Origin of the sequence: Embleya sp. NPDC005971, from assembly GCF_040629175.1 — a bacterium.
Classification (GTDB): Bacteria; Actinomycetota; Actinomycetes; order Streptomycetales; family Streptomycetaceae; genus Embleya.
Genome location: NZ_JBEXUX010000097.1, coordinates 17830 through 29705 on the forward strand (window position 1 = coordinate 17830; position 11876 = coordinate 29705).

Here is an 11876-nt window from a genome sequence, read left to right on the forward strand (position 1 = left end):
CGCCGGCGGTGCGTCGTGACCGACCGACGCCACGGCTACGCCCGCTACAGACTCGACGGCTGCCGCTGCTACACCTGCGCCTACGCGGTCAGCGAATACAACGCGCACCGACAGCGTTCCCTCACCGCCGGCACGTGGGCCCCCTGGGTCGACGCCGAACCCGCACGACTGCACCTGTGCGCACTCGCAGACGCAGGTCTCGGCTCACGACGCGTCGCCGACCTCACCGGCCTCAGACGGAACACCGTGCAGAACCTGCGGCACACCGACCGCGCCCGAGTGCGAGCCGCCACCGCCGCGGCGATCCTCGCCCTCGAACCCACCCTCGACAACATCGCACCCCACGCGCCCGTATCGGGCCTGGGCACCACACGCAGGCTCCGGGCGCTCGTCCGAGCCGGCTGGCCACAGTCCCATCTCGCCGAACACGTCGGGCAGACCGGCCCGATCGTCAAGAACACACCGAGGTCCGTCACCGCCCGAACCGCCCGCGACACCCGCACCCTGTACAGGCTCATCGCGGAACTCGACCCGCGAGCCCACGGCATCCCGGAACACATCGCCCAACGCACCCGGACACGAGCAACCGCACACGGCTGGCCCGGCCCCATGTGCTGGGACGACGACACGATCGACAACCCCGACGTCGAACCCGAGTGGACCGGACGCTGCGGCACCACCGCCGGCTGGGACATCCACCGCCGCGAGGGCATTCCCCCGTGCCCACCCTGCCGGAACGCCCACACCACCCGACGACCCCGACAGGACACAGCATGATCACCCCGCCCCGCGTCATCGGCCTCGACCCGTCCGTCACCGCCACCGGCATCGCCTGGCACGACGGTTCGACCACTACCGCTGGCGGACCCGCGACCCAAGGCGACAGCCGCCTTGAGGAGATCGTCCGCTGGGCCGGACACGCCGCCTGCTACCACCCCAACCGCTTGCGACGCGGGGAGGACGGCGAGGATCTGCGCGCCCACCTTGCCGTTCTCGAAGACCTCCCCGTCCACGGCAAAGGCGCCGGCATCACAGGCATGGCTCAGGGTGTCGTTCGGCTCACCCTCTTGGACTGCTCCGTTCCCTACGCCCTCGTAACGGCAGCGGGCCTCAAGAAGTACGCCACCGGCCGCGGCAACGCCGACAAGGCCGACATGCGCATGGCCCTCTACCAGCGCACCGGCCTCGACCTCCGCGACGACAACCAAGTCGACGCCTGGTGGCTCCGCGCCATGGGCCTGGACCACCTCGGATACCCCGTCGTCGAACTCCCCGCCGCACAACGAGCGATGCTCGACAAGGTCACCTGGCCCGAGGCGGCGACCTCGTGAACAAGCCCCCGCTCACCGATGTGCCGGCACACATCCCCACCGAACTTCACAGCGCGTTCCGCCGCGACTACGCGCGCACGGCGGCCGTTCCCGGCCATGCGCCATACCGCGTCGGCGATTCCGTCCAACTCCACGGCTACGCGGGCCACCTCGGCCACCCCGAAGACCACGCAGCCACCGGATTCCGCGGCTGGGTCGCCGGAAGCATCGGCGCCACCATCCTCACCGGCATTACCACCACCGGACGTCCCTGGGCCGAACCCTGGGGCGGCCTCCACCCCGACGGGCTCCCCGTCGACATCTGGGACCACTGCGCCTGCTGCCGCCACCTGCGCCTGCCTCTGCTCCGCGCCCACTACGCGGCGCTCGCGCGAACCCCCACACAACTCGACCTCTTCGCACAGGCACGCCCGTGAGTACCGCGACGCTCGACCGCCCGCAAGGTGCGTCCCTCTCGGACATGCCCGTCACCGACCGAAAGCGCTGCATCACATGCGAGGCAAGCAAGCCGACCGGCGACTTCGACAAGGTTTTCCGCACCCGGCCGGAATTGCGACGCAACGAGTGCAAGTCGTGCCGCATCGAGCGCGCGCGCCGGGAACGCGGAACCCGGAAAGCGAACCTCGTCCGCCGCCAGAACGCCCGCATCCGCCGGGTCTTCGCCGCGAACCCGCAGACTGCCGACGCGGCACGCGTACTCGGCGTCTCCCACCGCAAGGCCGCCGGCTGGCAGCTCGCCCTGGCCGAGAACCCCGATGTCGAACTCCGCGTCTGGGGCCCCATCGACATGGGCGCCGAACCCCCGACGGAACCTGTTCCCGAACCCGACCCGACAGCGGACACGCCACCACCGCCACCCCTCGAACGGCCCTTCCCCGGCTGGCAGTTCCACGCCGCGTGCCGCAAGAAGGACACCGACATGTGGTACGGCGGCCCCGACCGCCCCGACCAGGAGCGCAAGGGAGCCCCGCCGCGCGTCAACAACGCCTACGCGGCCCACGCCAAAAGCATCTGCGCCGTTTGCCCCGTCAAAGCCATGTGCCTCGCCGAAGCCATGGCCCGCAACGAGGAACACGGTATCTGGGGCGGCCTCGACCGCAAGGAACGCCAAGCCCTCACCACCCCCGACTCCACCCCGAATGCAGGACAGTGAACACGCAGCGAAACACCGGACTCCTCCTCGTCGAAGACGAACACACCCCGGACTGGCGACACTTCGCCGCCTGCCGAGAAGAAGACCCGGAACTCTTCTTCCCCGTCGGCAACACCGGCCCCGCGCTACTCCAGACCATGGAGGCCCAGGCCGTCTGCCAGCGCTGCCCCGTCACCGACGCCTGTCTCGACTGGGCACTCACCAAGCCCGAGAACGAAGGCGTCTGGGGCGGCCTCGACGAAACGGAACGCCGCGCCATGAAGCGGCGCGGCACCCGGCGGCGCACAACCACCGCAGCCTGACGAAGAAGGGCCCGCCGCGCGAACGACGGGCCCACAACCCACGAACAGCGCCCGACACGGCGCCAACGACCCACAGAAAGAGCCGACCATGGCCAACCAGACGCTACCCCAGACCCTCAGCGACAAGCTGCTTGCGACCGTCGTCAAGGTCACCCCGCACATCGCGAACCACATCCTGAAGAGGCAGAACAACCACAACCGCAACCTCCGGCCGCGCGCCGTCGCCGACTACGCCCGCGACATGGCAGCGGGCAACTGGACCCCCAACGGCGAAGGCATCAAGTTCGACCGCAACGGAACCCTCCTCGACGGCCAACACCGACTCACCGCGCTGATCGAAGCCGACGTCGACGTCCCCATGCTCTTCATCACCGGGCTCGACCCGAAGGCCCAGGAAACGATGGACACCGGCCGCCCGCGCACCCCCAGCGACGTCTTCGCCCTCCGCGGCGAAGCCCGCACCGTCGTCCTCGCAGCCGTGCTGCGACGCGTCTGGATGTGGGATCAGGGCAATCACAAGTTCTTCGCCAGCCAAGCCCCCACCCGACCCGAACTCGCCGCACTCCTTGAGGCGCACCCCGAAATCCGCCGCTCCGCCGAGATCTCCGGCTACGTCTACCAAACCTACCGATCCTTGCCCCAATCCATCATCGGCACCGCCCACCACGTCTTCTCGCGTATCGACGGCGACGCCGCCGTCTGGTTCTTCACCCGCCTGGGAGACGGCGCCGAACTCCCCCTCGGACACCCCGTCCTCACCCTGCGCAATCGAGCCTCCGCCGACCGCAAGGAAGGCAAGCGCATGCCCGAACCCCGCGCCATGGCCTACCTCGTCCACGCCTGGAACGCCGTCCGCGAAGGACGCAGCCTCACGCGCATCACCATCCCGGTCGAAGCACCGATGCCCATGCCCAGGTAGCCACCCCGGCAAGGGTTGCGGCCGATCCGGGAAGCCGGCCGCAACCCGCCCACAGATCGGCAACAAGACATGACCACCTACGCCGTCACCGTCCGACAGCACGACTACCACGCCACGGCCGGCATCCCCGAACTCGGCCTGACCGTCGACATTGACCACCCATACGAAGCCGAGGACGCCATCCGCGAAGCCCTCGCCCTCCACGGCCACGACCCCGGCGCAGCGCTCGCCATCGAGTACCCGCACACCGACTGACCCGACAGGACCACGATGACCGACCCACCCACCGACCTCTTCATGCAGGCAGTCGAGGAGGGCCTCGCCGGCAACACCGAATCCGTCCTGCGGATCCTCGACCGGATCGTCGACGAACACGGCGTCCCCATGCTGGGCGGCGTCATCGCCGGACTCGGCCAGATCGCCGCCCACGCCCTCGCCCGACTCCGACCCCTCGGCCACGGTGACATGTGGGCCACCCAATCCCTCGTCCCGAACCTCGACGACCAGGACCCCGGAGACCTCTTCGCCGCCCGCTACGTCGTAGCCACCGCCAACGGCGACAACGACACCGCAAGCGCCCTCCTGCGCACCGAATTCGCCCACGCCGAACCCGAACGCATCCACCAAATCGTCATGGGCACCTTCGGACTCGCCATCTCCCTGCTCCGCCTCGTCCCCACGGACACCGACCGATGAACCACCGCGACCCCGAAGCCATTGCGGCCGTAGTCGACCGCCTCGCCAACAAGCTCGCCGACACCAACTGGCACGAACTCGCCGACGAAGGCTTCGCACTCGTCGAAGCCCTGCGATACAAGCCCCCCGGCCCCTGGGAAGCCGTCTTCGAACCCGACGACGGCCGCTACCTCCACCTCGGCCACGGATCCGACGAACCCACCGTCCAGGCCCGCGCCACCGCCTGGGCCATCAGCTTCGACGGCACCCTCGACTGGCACGACCCCCAGCCCGACGGCACCCGCTACGCCACCTTCCGGCGCAACGACGGAGTCGAGCCCGGAATGTTCGTCCGCCCCTCCGACCCCGCCGAACGAGCGCTACGCCGCGGCGAACACCACCGCGCCACCCGCATCCGATACCGCGCCGAACGCAACTCGGCCCGCGCCCACCTGGCCCGCATCGCCGGCGCCCACCACAAGGAAGTCACCGCAGGAGGCACGACCTCCGGCGACTGCACCGAATGCGGCTGGACCTGGCCCTGCCCCACCCACACCTGGGCCACCACCAAGCGTGACCTCTGCGCCTGCTGGAACCCCAACGACGACGAGGAAGCCGACCAGTGACCGACCCCCAAGGCGTCCAACGCATCGCCGACGCCCTCAACGCAGCCCACAACGCCGGAATCACCTTCTCGATCGGCCCGAACCCCCACATCCGCTGGGACGATCCCCGCGCACAGTGGATCACCGCCATCGAAGCCGACAACGACGACCAGGACCCCGACGCCACCTGGGACGGCGGGCACGCCCTCGTCGTCGAATACGGCGACTGCGAACTCATCGGCCACTGCCAATGCGGCGAACCCCTCGCCACTGTTACCCCGGACAAGCCCCTCGACGACCTCGGCCGCCCCTGGGAAAAGCACGTCATGGGCCTCTACCGATGACCGGCAAGGGCACGACCTTCGTCGCCGTCGACGGCCCCCCAAGCTCGCGACCCCCGGGACCAGACATGACCACGCACTACACCGACGCCGACCTCCGCGCCGAAGCAGTCCGACAGCACCGCGAACACGCAGCCAACCTCGACCACGCCCTCGGCGCCATCGCCGACAAATGGATCGGCAAAACGATCGGCACGTCCAACAGGTACTGGGACCTCCTCGACTGGCAGGCACGCGAAACCGCCCGCGAAGCGCTCTACAACCTCCTGGCCTACGCCACCGACCTGTCCGAATGGGCGATCGCCATGGGCGCCGACGCCCTACAGCCGTCCAGCCATGCGATCACCCTGATCGGCGGGGACGCCCCTCGCGCACGGATCCACCTCGCGTTCGACCCGGACATGCCCCAGGACGCCCGCCGAGCTTTGACCGCTCTGATCGGCGAGGCCGTCCAGGACGCCCTCGCCGACAACACCTGACCGACAGGAACCCGATGTCCTACACCGACAACGACCTCTACGCCGAAGCCGCGCGTCAGCACCACGAAGCCACCGAAGACCCCGACTACGTCGGCATCGGCGAGCGCATGGCCGGCGAGACGATCGGCAACACCGACACCAAATGGGGCGACCTCGACATCGACGAGTTCAGCCTCGCGCGCACCGGCATCGACGAACTCATCCGCGACGCCGCCGACACCTCCCGATGGGCCATCGACCTCGGCGCCGACGACCTCGAACCTCACGAACGCACCTTCACCTTCACCGGCGATGGCGGACGGAACCTCGTCCGCCTCCATTTCGCTTTCGCTCAGGAGACCTCGCCCGAGGAGCGGAACAGCGCCCTGGACGCGTTCGTCGAGGAACTCCACATGAACCCATTCGTGTCGCCGCTGGACGGCGAAGAGGATCCCCGCGGATACGCCGCCTACGCGGCCTCGCTCGACGACGAGGACAAGGCCGTCGCGCAGACGATGCGTGCGCGACGGCGGGTCGTGGACGACGCCGAGTGACGCGCGGGCATTCAGGTCGCCGATTCGGGGGACGCCTGCTTCCTGCGGCTGGTCTTCGTGGGTTCGCGCAGAGGCGCGGCGCCGCGTTTGCGGCCGATGCGCCTGATCTGCTCGGTGGTCAGGTCGGTCAGGGGGCGGATGTCCACGGGCCGGACCTTCGCCTTCAGGGCGTTGGCAATTGCTTCGTCGCGCTCGTCTTGCGTCCGCTTCATCTCGGCGATTGCGGCCCGGTGGCGGTCGACGGCAGCGCGAAGGTGCATCACAGCGTCGGCAGTCTCGGTCATGCGGGAATGTTCCCACGAACGAGTGCCCACATCGAGGTGGGCTTGAATAGCCAACATCCATGTGCCAAAGTCTAGTTTGGCAAAAGGGTGAAACGCCAACCCGGTCGATCGCTGTGAGCACACCAGCGCCTGCGCCCCTCTGACTCTCCTGCACCGCAGAACGGATCTACTTCATGCCTCGTAATTTCGCCCGGCTCCTCACGAGGATCTGGCGCGACCCGGACTTCCGCCTGCTCCCGGAGTCGGCCCAGTTCAGGTACGTCTTCCTGCTGTCGCAGCCCAACTTGAACCACGCCGGCGTGCTGCCGCTCACGTTCCAGCGGTGGGCGAGTTCGTCGGTGGATGGGGACGCGGCGCGGATTCTGGCGGATCTCGAACTCCTGCATGAGCGCCGGTACATCGTGTTGGACAGGGAGACGGAGGAGGTGTTGATCAGGACGTTCGTGATCAACGACGACGTGTACAAGGCGCCGCGGGTGATGGGTTCGATGGTGGCGTCGGCGCAGGAGATCGTGTCGCCGTTGTTGCGTGCGGCGCTGCTGGCCGAGGTCGGGCGGATTCCGGTGCACGAGCTGAGCGAGGAGCCGACGAAGCGGGCGCCGTTCACGCCAGTCAGGACCCAGATCGTCACGTTGATGGCCGCGCTGCGCGAGCAGTTCGGCGACGTCGCGGGTCCGGGGGTTGTGGCCTCGGGCGACCCGGTTGGTGATGTGGGTGAGCCGGTGGTTCCGGTGGAGCCCGATCCTCCGCCGGCGCCGCGGGAAGTTCCTTTGGAGGGCCGCGCCGGGTCGACGCCGGTCGATGGGGAGCTCGTTCTGACGGCGTCGGTTGTGGCTCCTGTGGTTGGTCAGGTGCCGGACTGGCTGGAGCCTCTGGCCCGGGCCATGGCGCAGAAGGGGATCGCGTTGCCTTGGTCGTTCAAGGAGGACGATCTCGCGTTGTTGCGGGCGGATGTCGTGCGGGTGGGGCTGCGGGCGATGTACGAGGACGCTGTGGAGGCGTTCGCATCCAGGACGACTCGGGTGTTCTCGTCGCGGTGGTTCTATCCGCGCTGGCACGCCCTTCAGTCGGAGGCGAATGTGGTGCCGATCCGTTCCAAGTCCCCGCAGCAGGCGGCAGTGGACGAGCAGTTTCAGCGGTCGGTGCAGCGCGCGGAGGAGCGGAAGGCGGTGCGTTTGGCGGCGGAGGCCGCCAAGGAGGCCGAGTCGGTTGTGTCGGCGGCGTGGGTGGGGAGTGCGTGATGGACGAGGTCGAGGCGGCGCATCTGACGCGGTATGTGCGGGCGATCTGTCCGCAGCAGAAGTTCGACGAGTTCACGGCGGACGCCTGGTACGACGTGTTGTTCCCGTACAGCTTCGAGGATTGCAAGGCGGCGGCTGCGGCGTGTGCGCGGGAGTCGCCGTTCGTGGCCCCGGCGGAGATCGTTGCGGAGGTGCGGCGTGTCCGGAAGGAGCGACTGAAAAACTACGTCTACGAGCCGGAGCAGAACGAGGATTGGGGCTTGGATCGGCTGCGCGAGCAGTTGGCGGCGGTGGCCGACGGGTTGGCGCCGCCCGAGATCGAGAACCGTCGTGACCGGCCTCTGCTCCAGCTCGTTGCCAAGAACGCCCTGGCGACGAACCTTCCGCCGGATGTCGAGGCTGTGATCAAGCCGTTGCGGCATCCGGCGCGTGAGGTGCGGTGTCCGAAGGAGTCGTGCAGGGCGCTGGAGGGGCAGAGCTGCGAGACGGCTGACCGGCGGATCATGCCGGGTGGTGTGCATCCGCAGCGGATCGTTCGGTGGGCGGTCGAGCGTGTGACGTGCCCGGAGTGCGCGGCGGGTCCGTCCGCGTCGTGTCGTGAGGCGGATGGGGTTGTTCCCCGGCAGGGGGCGCACAGTGCCCGCGTGCAGGCGGCGGAGCGGGAGGCGGCGTGATGTCGGGGCGGCCTGAAACGCTCGCGGAGGCGATGATTCCGGTTGCGGCGCGCCTGGTTGTGCTTGTGCACGGTGATGGTGGCCGGGACGAAGTCGCGGCGCTGCTCTCGGAGTTGACGCCCGATGAGGAGTGGGCGCTGTTCGTGGTGCTGGCGGCAATGGTGAATCCGGACCGGTCGCTGGGCGCGGCGCTGGGTTGGATCTCGTGGGATGAGCACGGTGATCCGTTGGCGCCGGGGTTGGCGGAGACGCGGACGATCCGGGATGCGGCCGAGGGCGCGGAACCGGGCTCGCCGGCTGGTGAGTGCGTCGATGAGGTCGTGGTGGAGCGGGCGTTGGCCGGTGTGCGCGTGGAGGCGAACGACGCGGAGCGGCTCGCGGTGATCGAGGCGGCTGCGCGCGACGAGGACGTCTCGCCGACCACCGTCGCCATGGGCTTGGGCCTGAAGGCCAACACGACGCAGAAGGCCATTCAGCGGACCCGCGAGAGGTCCATTCACAAGGAGGCTTCGTGAGCGCGCACGAGTACAGCGTTCGGACCGTGACCCACCACGAGTTCCGGTTGAGGGAGCCGGCGCACATCTCGGATGTGGAGAAGGCGATCCTGGCTGCGGATCGGGCGCGTGCACCGTTCCCGCGCGCGGGTGATCTGTACTTACGGTGCGACGACGAGCACGTGGTCGTGACGTTCTCCGTGGAGGAGCGGTGAGCGTTGACCTGAGCCGCCGGGGGCCACGCCTGGCCCCGCCGATGTTCGCCGACATGGCCGCTGCGGCCCGCGATGTCCTCACTGCGGGCACGTACCGTCCGGGCCCCGGGCCGCTGCGCCGCACCCTCTCGCTGCGCGTTCACTCGACCCTCACGATCCTCACGCTTCTTCCCGACGACCGGAGCCGCTGTGTCTACAGCGACCGGCACATCCACGACGCGCTCATGAGACTGAACGCGCGCCGCATCAACCTGCCGGAGGGGCCGGCCGGGGAGCGGTTTCGCGAGTTGCTTGCCGCCTACCAGGCCACGGCCGCCGCACGCTCGCCCCGGTAGGGGCCCGCCCGGGTGGCGCAATGGCGACGCAGCCGTCTTAAAAGCGGCCCCACCTGCGGGTTCGAATCCCGCCCCGGGCACGCCACCACCGTATTCACCAGGAGTCTCTGATGCCCCGCACTCCCGACAGTCACCGCCGGCCACCGACCCCGGCCGAGATCGACCTTGCCAACACCATCACCGCCGCCATCGAGGACCTCACCAGCCGCGAGCCGTTCTGGCTCGCCGTAGTCGCCGTCCGCACCGCAGTCGACCAGGGCTAGACACCGCCCGCGCCCACCACCGGGAGCCAGACGTGAGCATCGTCCGCGCCGTCGTCGTCGAGTGCGACATCCCCGACTGCGACGCCGCCACCGAGTGGGACGCACGCATCCCCGACGCCACCACCGCGGCCGAAGCCCGGCGCATCGCCCGCCGCGACGGCTGGCACCGCATCCGCCACGGCGACATCTGCCCGGACTGCTGGATCGACGGCCGCCGACCCGCACCCACCAGGAGCACCACGTGACCGAGCCCGCCTACACGCCCCTCATGGAAGCCACCCGCCGGGGCATCCCCGTCACCAGCCTCGGCGACGACGACGTGACCTACGGCTACCTCGCCCTCGGCCACCACAACCCCACCGCCGCCCTGTACGCCATGGCCCTCCTCGACGCCGACCTGTACGGGGAACTGCTCGACCGGTACGGCGACCTCCTCCGCCGGCCGTTCACGCCGCCCCAGGACCTGCTCGACCGCACCAGCCTCTGCTGGGCGCGCTTCCCGCCCTGCGAGTGCGGTACCGGGGACGAGGACGACTGCCACCACGTCTGGGAGGCGGTCTGGCCCGTCGACGCCGACGCGGACGGTGCCCTGGCCGTCACCGTGCTCGACCTCACCGCGCCCACCACACGCCGCCCCGACCAGGGCACCGACCCGACGGAGACCAGCCGATGAGCAACCAGCCGATCCCCACGTACTTTCTCGGCGACGACGACGTCGACGACGAGTGGCTGCACATCACCCCCATCGACCGGCACACCACGGTTGGCGTCACCCTCACCACCGGGCCCCTCGGCCGGCGCATCGATCCCGACGGCGCCGAATCGGTCATCGCCGCGATCCGCCGCGGCTGCAACCTCGACCCGGCGCCCGCACCCGGCCGGCTCGACCTGGCCCCGATCATCGCCGACCTGCACGCCTCTGCCACACCGCCCAACGGCGGCGGCGGTTTGGTCGACGTCACCCTGACCGACTCGTTCCACGCGCTCGGGCGCATCGTCGACCGGCACGTCCTCGACCTGCTCGCCGAAGTGACCATGCTCCGCAACCACCTGGCCGGTGTCGAGACCGCCGCCGCGCTCGACCGGGTCCGCGCCGAGGACGACGACGCCGCCCGCGAGACGACCGCCCGTATCCGCGCCGCCATCGAGGAGCCGACCCGGTGACCGACCGTCCGCTGCTCTGCGTCCGGTGTTCCAGCCCGGTCGAGATCGTCGAGGACGTCACCGGATACATCGGGTGGGGCCCGGCGGTCATCGGTGCCGATGGCGTTGTTCGGCCCGGAAATCCGACCGACAGGCATCTCGGGGATGTCGGCGAGCCCGTCGGACGGCCGCGCGCCTGCTGCCCGGGGTGCGGCCACCAATGGCGACTGCGCCGGCGATTCAGTCCGACACCCACCGACCGCATTGAGGAGCCGACCCAGTGACCGACCCCGAGCCGCCCGCCGACACCATCCGCCGCGCAGCCGCACACCTGCGCACCCTCGCGGCCGGGGCATCCCTCCTCCCGTGGCGCACCCGGAGCCGATTCGCCGACGACCCGGACGGGGCCGCCGCCATCACGACCGGCGATGGCGGTGACCTCCTGCACGGCGCCTCCGGCACCCGCGGCCGAAGCCCGTGGTTGCGCGGCGGCGACGCCCGGTACATCGCCGCCCTGGACCCCGCCGTCGGGCTCGACCTCGCCGACCTGCTCGACGCACAGGCCGACACCGGCGACGTGCTGGTGCTGACCCTCGCCCGCCGCATCCTCGGAGGTCAGGCGTGACCGACCCCGAGCCGCTCGACCTGGCGGCGATCCGCGCCGACCAGGTCACCGCGACCACCTCGCCGATCAGCCCCGGTGGACCGACCGACGAGCAACTCGACGCCTGGAACAGGGCGATCATCCGCTGCACCGAGCAGCACCTGCCCGCGCTCCTGGACCTGGTCGAGCAGCAGGCCGCCACGATCGCCCACTACGACACCGCGCTGATCGAGGCCGGTCGCGCCGGCGTGGCGGACGAGGACGGCGAGCCGACCCGCGAGTCGC

Annotated in this window: 24 protein-coding genes and 1 tRNA gene; 24 read left to right on the forward strand and 1 reads right to left on the reverse strand. The window is 69.8% G+C overall.

Annotated features, from left to right (window positions below):
* Nucleotides 1-15 precede the first annotated feature (15 nt).
* From ABZ374_RS44380 to ABZ374_RS44435, 12 genes are all read left to right on the forward strand, one after another.
* Nucleotides 16-777: a hypothetical protein gene (locus ABZ374_RS44380; RefSeq protein ID WP_360323562.1), complete on the forward strand. Its 762-nt coding sequence runs from the start codon at nt 16-18 to the stop codon at nt 775-777.
* On the forward strand, nt 774-1331 hold the full coding sequence (locus ABZ374_RS44385) for a Holliday junction endonuclease (RefSeq protein WP_360323564.1): 558 nt from the start codon (nt 774-776) through the stop codon (nt 1329-1331). Before ABZ374_RS44380 ends, ABZ374_RS44385 begins: the two co-directional genes overlap by 4 nt.
* The gene (locus ABZ374_RS44390; protein WP_360323566.1) at nt 1328-1747 is read left to right on the forward strand and encodes a hypothetical protein; all 420 of its coding nucleotides are present in this window, start codon (nt 1328-1330) and stop codon (nt 1745-1747) included. The genes ABZ374_RS44385 and ABZ374_RS44390 overlap by 4 nt, the downstream gene beginning before the upstream one ends.
* Nucleotides 1744-2484: a WhiB family transcriptional regulator gene (locus ABZ374_RS44395; protein WP_360323568.1), complete on the forward strand. Its 741-nt coding sequence runs from the start codon at nt 1744-1746 to the stop codon at nt 2482-2484. The genes ABZ374_RS44390 and ABZ374_RS44395 overlap by 4 nt, the downstream gene beginning before the upstream one ends.
* Entirely contained in the window at nt 2481-2786 is a 306-nt protein-coding gene (locus ABZ374_RS44400) for a WhiB family transcriptional regulator (RefSeq protein WP_360323570.1), read from the forward strand. Before ABZ374_RS44395 ends, ABZ374_RS44400 begins: the two co-directional genes overlap by 4 nt.
* Before the next feature lie 88 nt (nt 2787-2874).
* Nucleotides 2875-3705: a hypothetical protein gene (locus ABZ374_RS44405; protein WP_360323572.1), complete on the forward strand. Its 831-nt coding sequence runs from the start codon at nt 2875-2877 to the stop codon at nt 3703-3705.
* A gap of 69 nt (nt 3706-3774) precedes the next feature.
* Nucleotides 3775-3960, forward strand: coding sequence for a hypothetical protein (locus ABZ374_RS44410; protein ID WP_360323574.1), 186 nt, complete (start codon nt 3775-3777; stop codon nt 3958-3960).
* Nucleotides 3961-3975: 15 nt separating this feature from the next.
* Nucleotides 3976-4401 (forward strand): hypothetical protein, encoded by a 426-nt coding sequence (locus tag ABZ374_RS44415; protein ID WP_360323576.1) that lies wholly within the window; start codon nt 3976-3978, stop codon nt 4399-4401.
* Nucleotides 4398-5006, forward strand: a complete 609-nt coding sequence (locus ABZ374_RS44420) for a hypothetical protein (RefSeq protein WP_360323578.1) — start codon at nt 4398-4400, stop codon at nt 5004-5006. Before ABZ374_RS44415 ends, ABZ374_RS44420 begins: the two co-directional genes overlap by 4 nt.
* A complete protein-coding gene (locus ABZ374_RS44425) occupies nt 5003-5329 on the forward strand; it encodes a hypothetical protein (protein WP_360323580.1) in 327 nt (108 codons plus the stop codon). Before ABZ374_RS44420 ends, ABZ374_RS44425 begins: the two co-directional genes overlap by 4 nt.
* Before the next feature lie 65 nt (nt 5330-5394).
* The gene (locus tag ABZ374_RS44430) at nt 5395-5805 is read left to right on the forward strand and encodes a hypothetical protein (RefSeq protein WP_360323582.1); all 411 of its coding nucleotides are present in this window, start codon (nt 5395-5397) and stop codon (nt 5803-5805) included.
* Nucleotides 5806-5819: 14 nt separating this feature from the next.
* Nucleotides 5820-6338, forward strand: coding sequence for a hypothetical protein (locus ABZ374_RS44435; protein ID WP_360323584.1), 519 nt, complete (start codon nt 5820-5822; stop codon nt 6336-6338).
* An 11-nt stretch (nt 6339-6349) separates the two neighbouring features.
* Here the strand turns inward: ABZ374_RS44435 and ABZ374_RS44440 are convergent, their stop codons facing one another.
* On the reverse strand, nt 6350-6622 hold the full coding sequence (locus ABZ374_RS44440) for a hypothetical protein (RefSeq protein WP_360323586.1): 273 nt from the start codon (nt 6620-6622) through the stop codon (nt 6350-6352).
* Between the two features lie 173 nt (nt 6623-6795).
* Between ABZ374_RS44440 and ABZ374_RS44445 the strand changes: the two genes are divergently transcribed.
* From ABZ374_RS44445 to ABZ374_RS44500, 12 genes are all read left to right on the forward strand, one after another.
* Nucleotides 6796-7863: a hypothetical protein gene (locus tag ABZ374_RS44445; protein WP_360323588.1), complete on the forward strand. Its 1068-nt coding sequence runs from the start codon at nt 6796-6798 to the stop codon at nt 7861-7863.
* Nucleotides 7863-8537, forward strand: coding sequence for a hypothetical protein (locus ABZ374_RS44450; RefSeq protein ID WP_360323590.1), 675 nt, complete (start codon nt 7863-7865; stop codon nt 8535-8537). The genes ABZ374_RS44445 and ABZ374_RS44450 overlap by 1 nt, the downstream gene beginning before the upstream one ends.
* Nucleotides 8534-9052 carry a hypothetical protein gene (locus tag ABZ374_RS44455; protein WP_360323592.1) on the forward strand — a complete coding sequence of 173 codons (519 nt, stop codon included), beginning with the start codon at nt 8534-8536 and terminating at the stop codon, nt 9050-9052. Before ABZ374_RS44450 ends, ABZ374_RS44455 begins: the two co-directional genes overlap by 4 nt.
* Nucleotides 9049-9246, forward strand: coding sequence for a hypothetical protein (locus ABZ374_RS44460; RefSeq protein WP_360323594.1), 198 nt, complete (start codon nt 9049-9051; stop codon nt 9244-9246). The genes ABZ374_RS44455 and ABZ374_RS44460 overlap by 4 nt, the downstream gene beginning before the upstream one ends.
* Nucleotides 9243-9581: a hypothetical protein gene (locus tag ABZ374_RS44465; RefSeq protein WP_360323596.1), complete on the forward strand. Its 339-nt coding sequence runs from the start codon at nt 9243-9245 to the stop codon at nt 9579-9581. Before ABZ374_RS44460 ends, ABZ374_RS44465 begins: the two co-directional genes overlap by 4 nt.
* Nucleotides 9582-9587: 6 nt before the next feature.
* Nucleotides 9588-9661 (forward strand) — tRNA-Leu (locus ABZ374_RS44470).
* A 30-nt stretch (nt 9662-9691) separates the two neighbouring features.
* On the forward strand, nt 9692-9844 hold the full coding sequence (locus ABZ374_RS44475; RefSeq protein ID WP_360323598.1) for a hypothetical protein: 153 nt from the start codon (nt 9692-9694) through the stop codon (nt 9842-9844).
* A gap of 32 nt (nt 9845-9876) precedes the next feature.
* Nucleotides 9877-10089 carry a hypothetical protein gene (locus tag ABZ374_RS44480; protein ID WP_360323600.1) on the forward strand — a complete coding sequence of 71 codons (213 nt, stop codon included), beginning with the start codon at nt 9877-9879 and terminating at the stop codon, nt 10087-10089.
* Nucleotides 10086-10517: a hypothetical protein gene (locus tag ABZ374_RS44485; protein ID WP_360323602.1), complete on the forward strand. Its 432-nt coding sequence runs from the start codon at nt 10086-10088 to the stop codon at nt 10515-10517. The genes ABZ374_RS44480 and ABZ374_RS44485 overlap by 4 nt, the downstream gene beginning before the upstream one ends.
* Entirely contained in the window at nt 10514-11008 is a 495-nt protein-coding gene (locus ABZ374_RS44490) for a hypothetical protein (protein ID WP_360323604.1), read from the forward strand. Before ABZ374_RS44485 ends, ABZ374_RS44490 begins: the two co-directional genes overlap by 4 nt.
* Nucleotides 11009-11267: 259 nt before the next feature.
* Nucleotides 11268-11612 (forward strand): hypothetical protein, encoded by a 345-nt coding sequence (locus ABZ374_RS44495; protein WP_360323606.1) that lies wholly within the window; start codon nt 11268-11270, stop codon nt 11610-11612.
* Nucleotides 11609-11876 (forward strand): hypothetical protein (locus ABZ374_RS44500; RefSeq protein WP_360323608.1); only part of this gene is annotated, 268 nt, incomplete at its 3' end. The genes ABZ374_RS44495 and ABZ374_RS44500, both read left to right, overlap by 4 nt.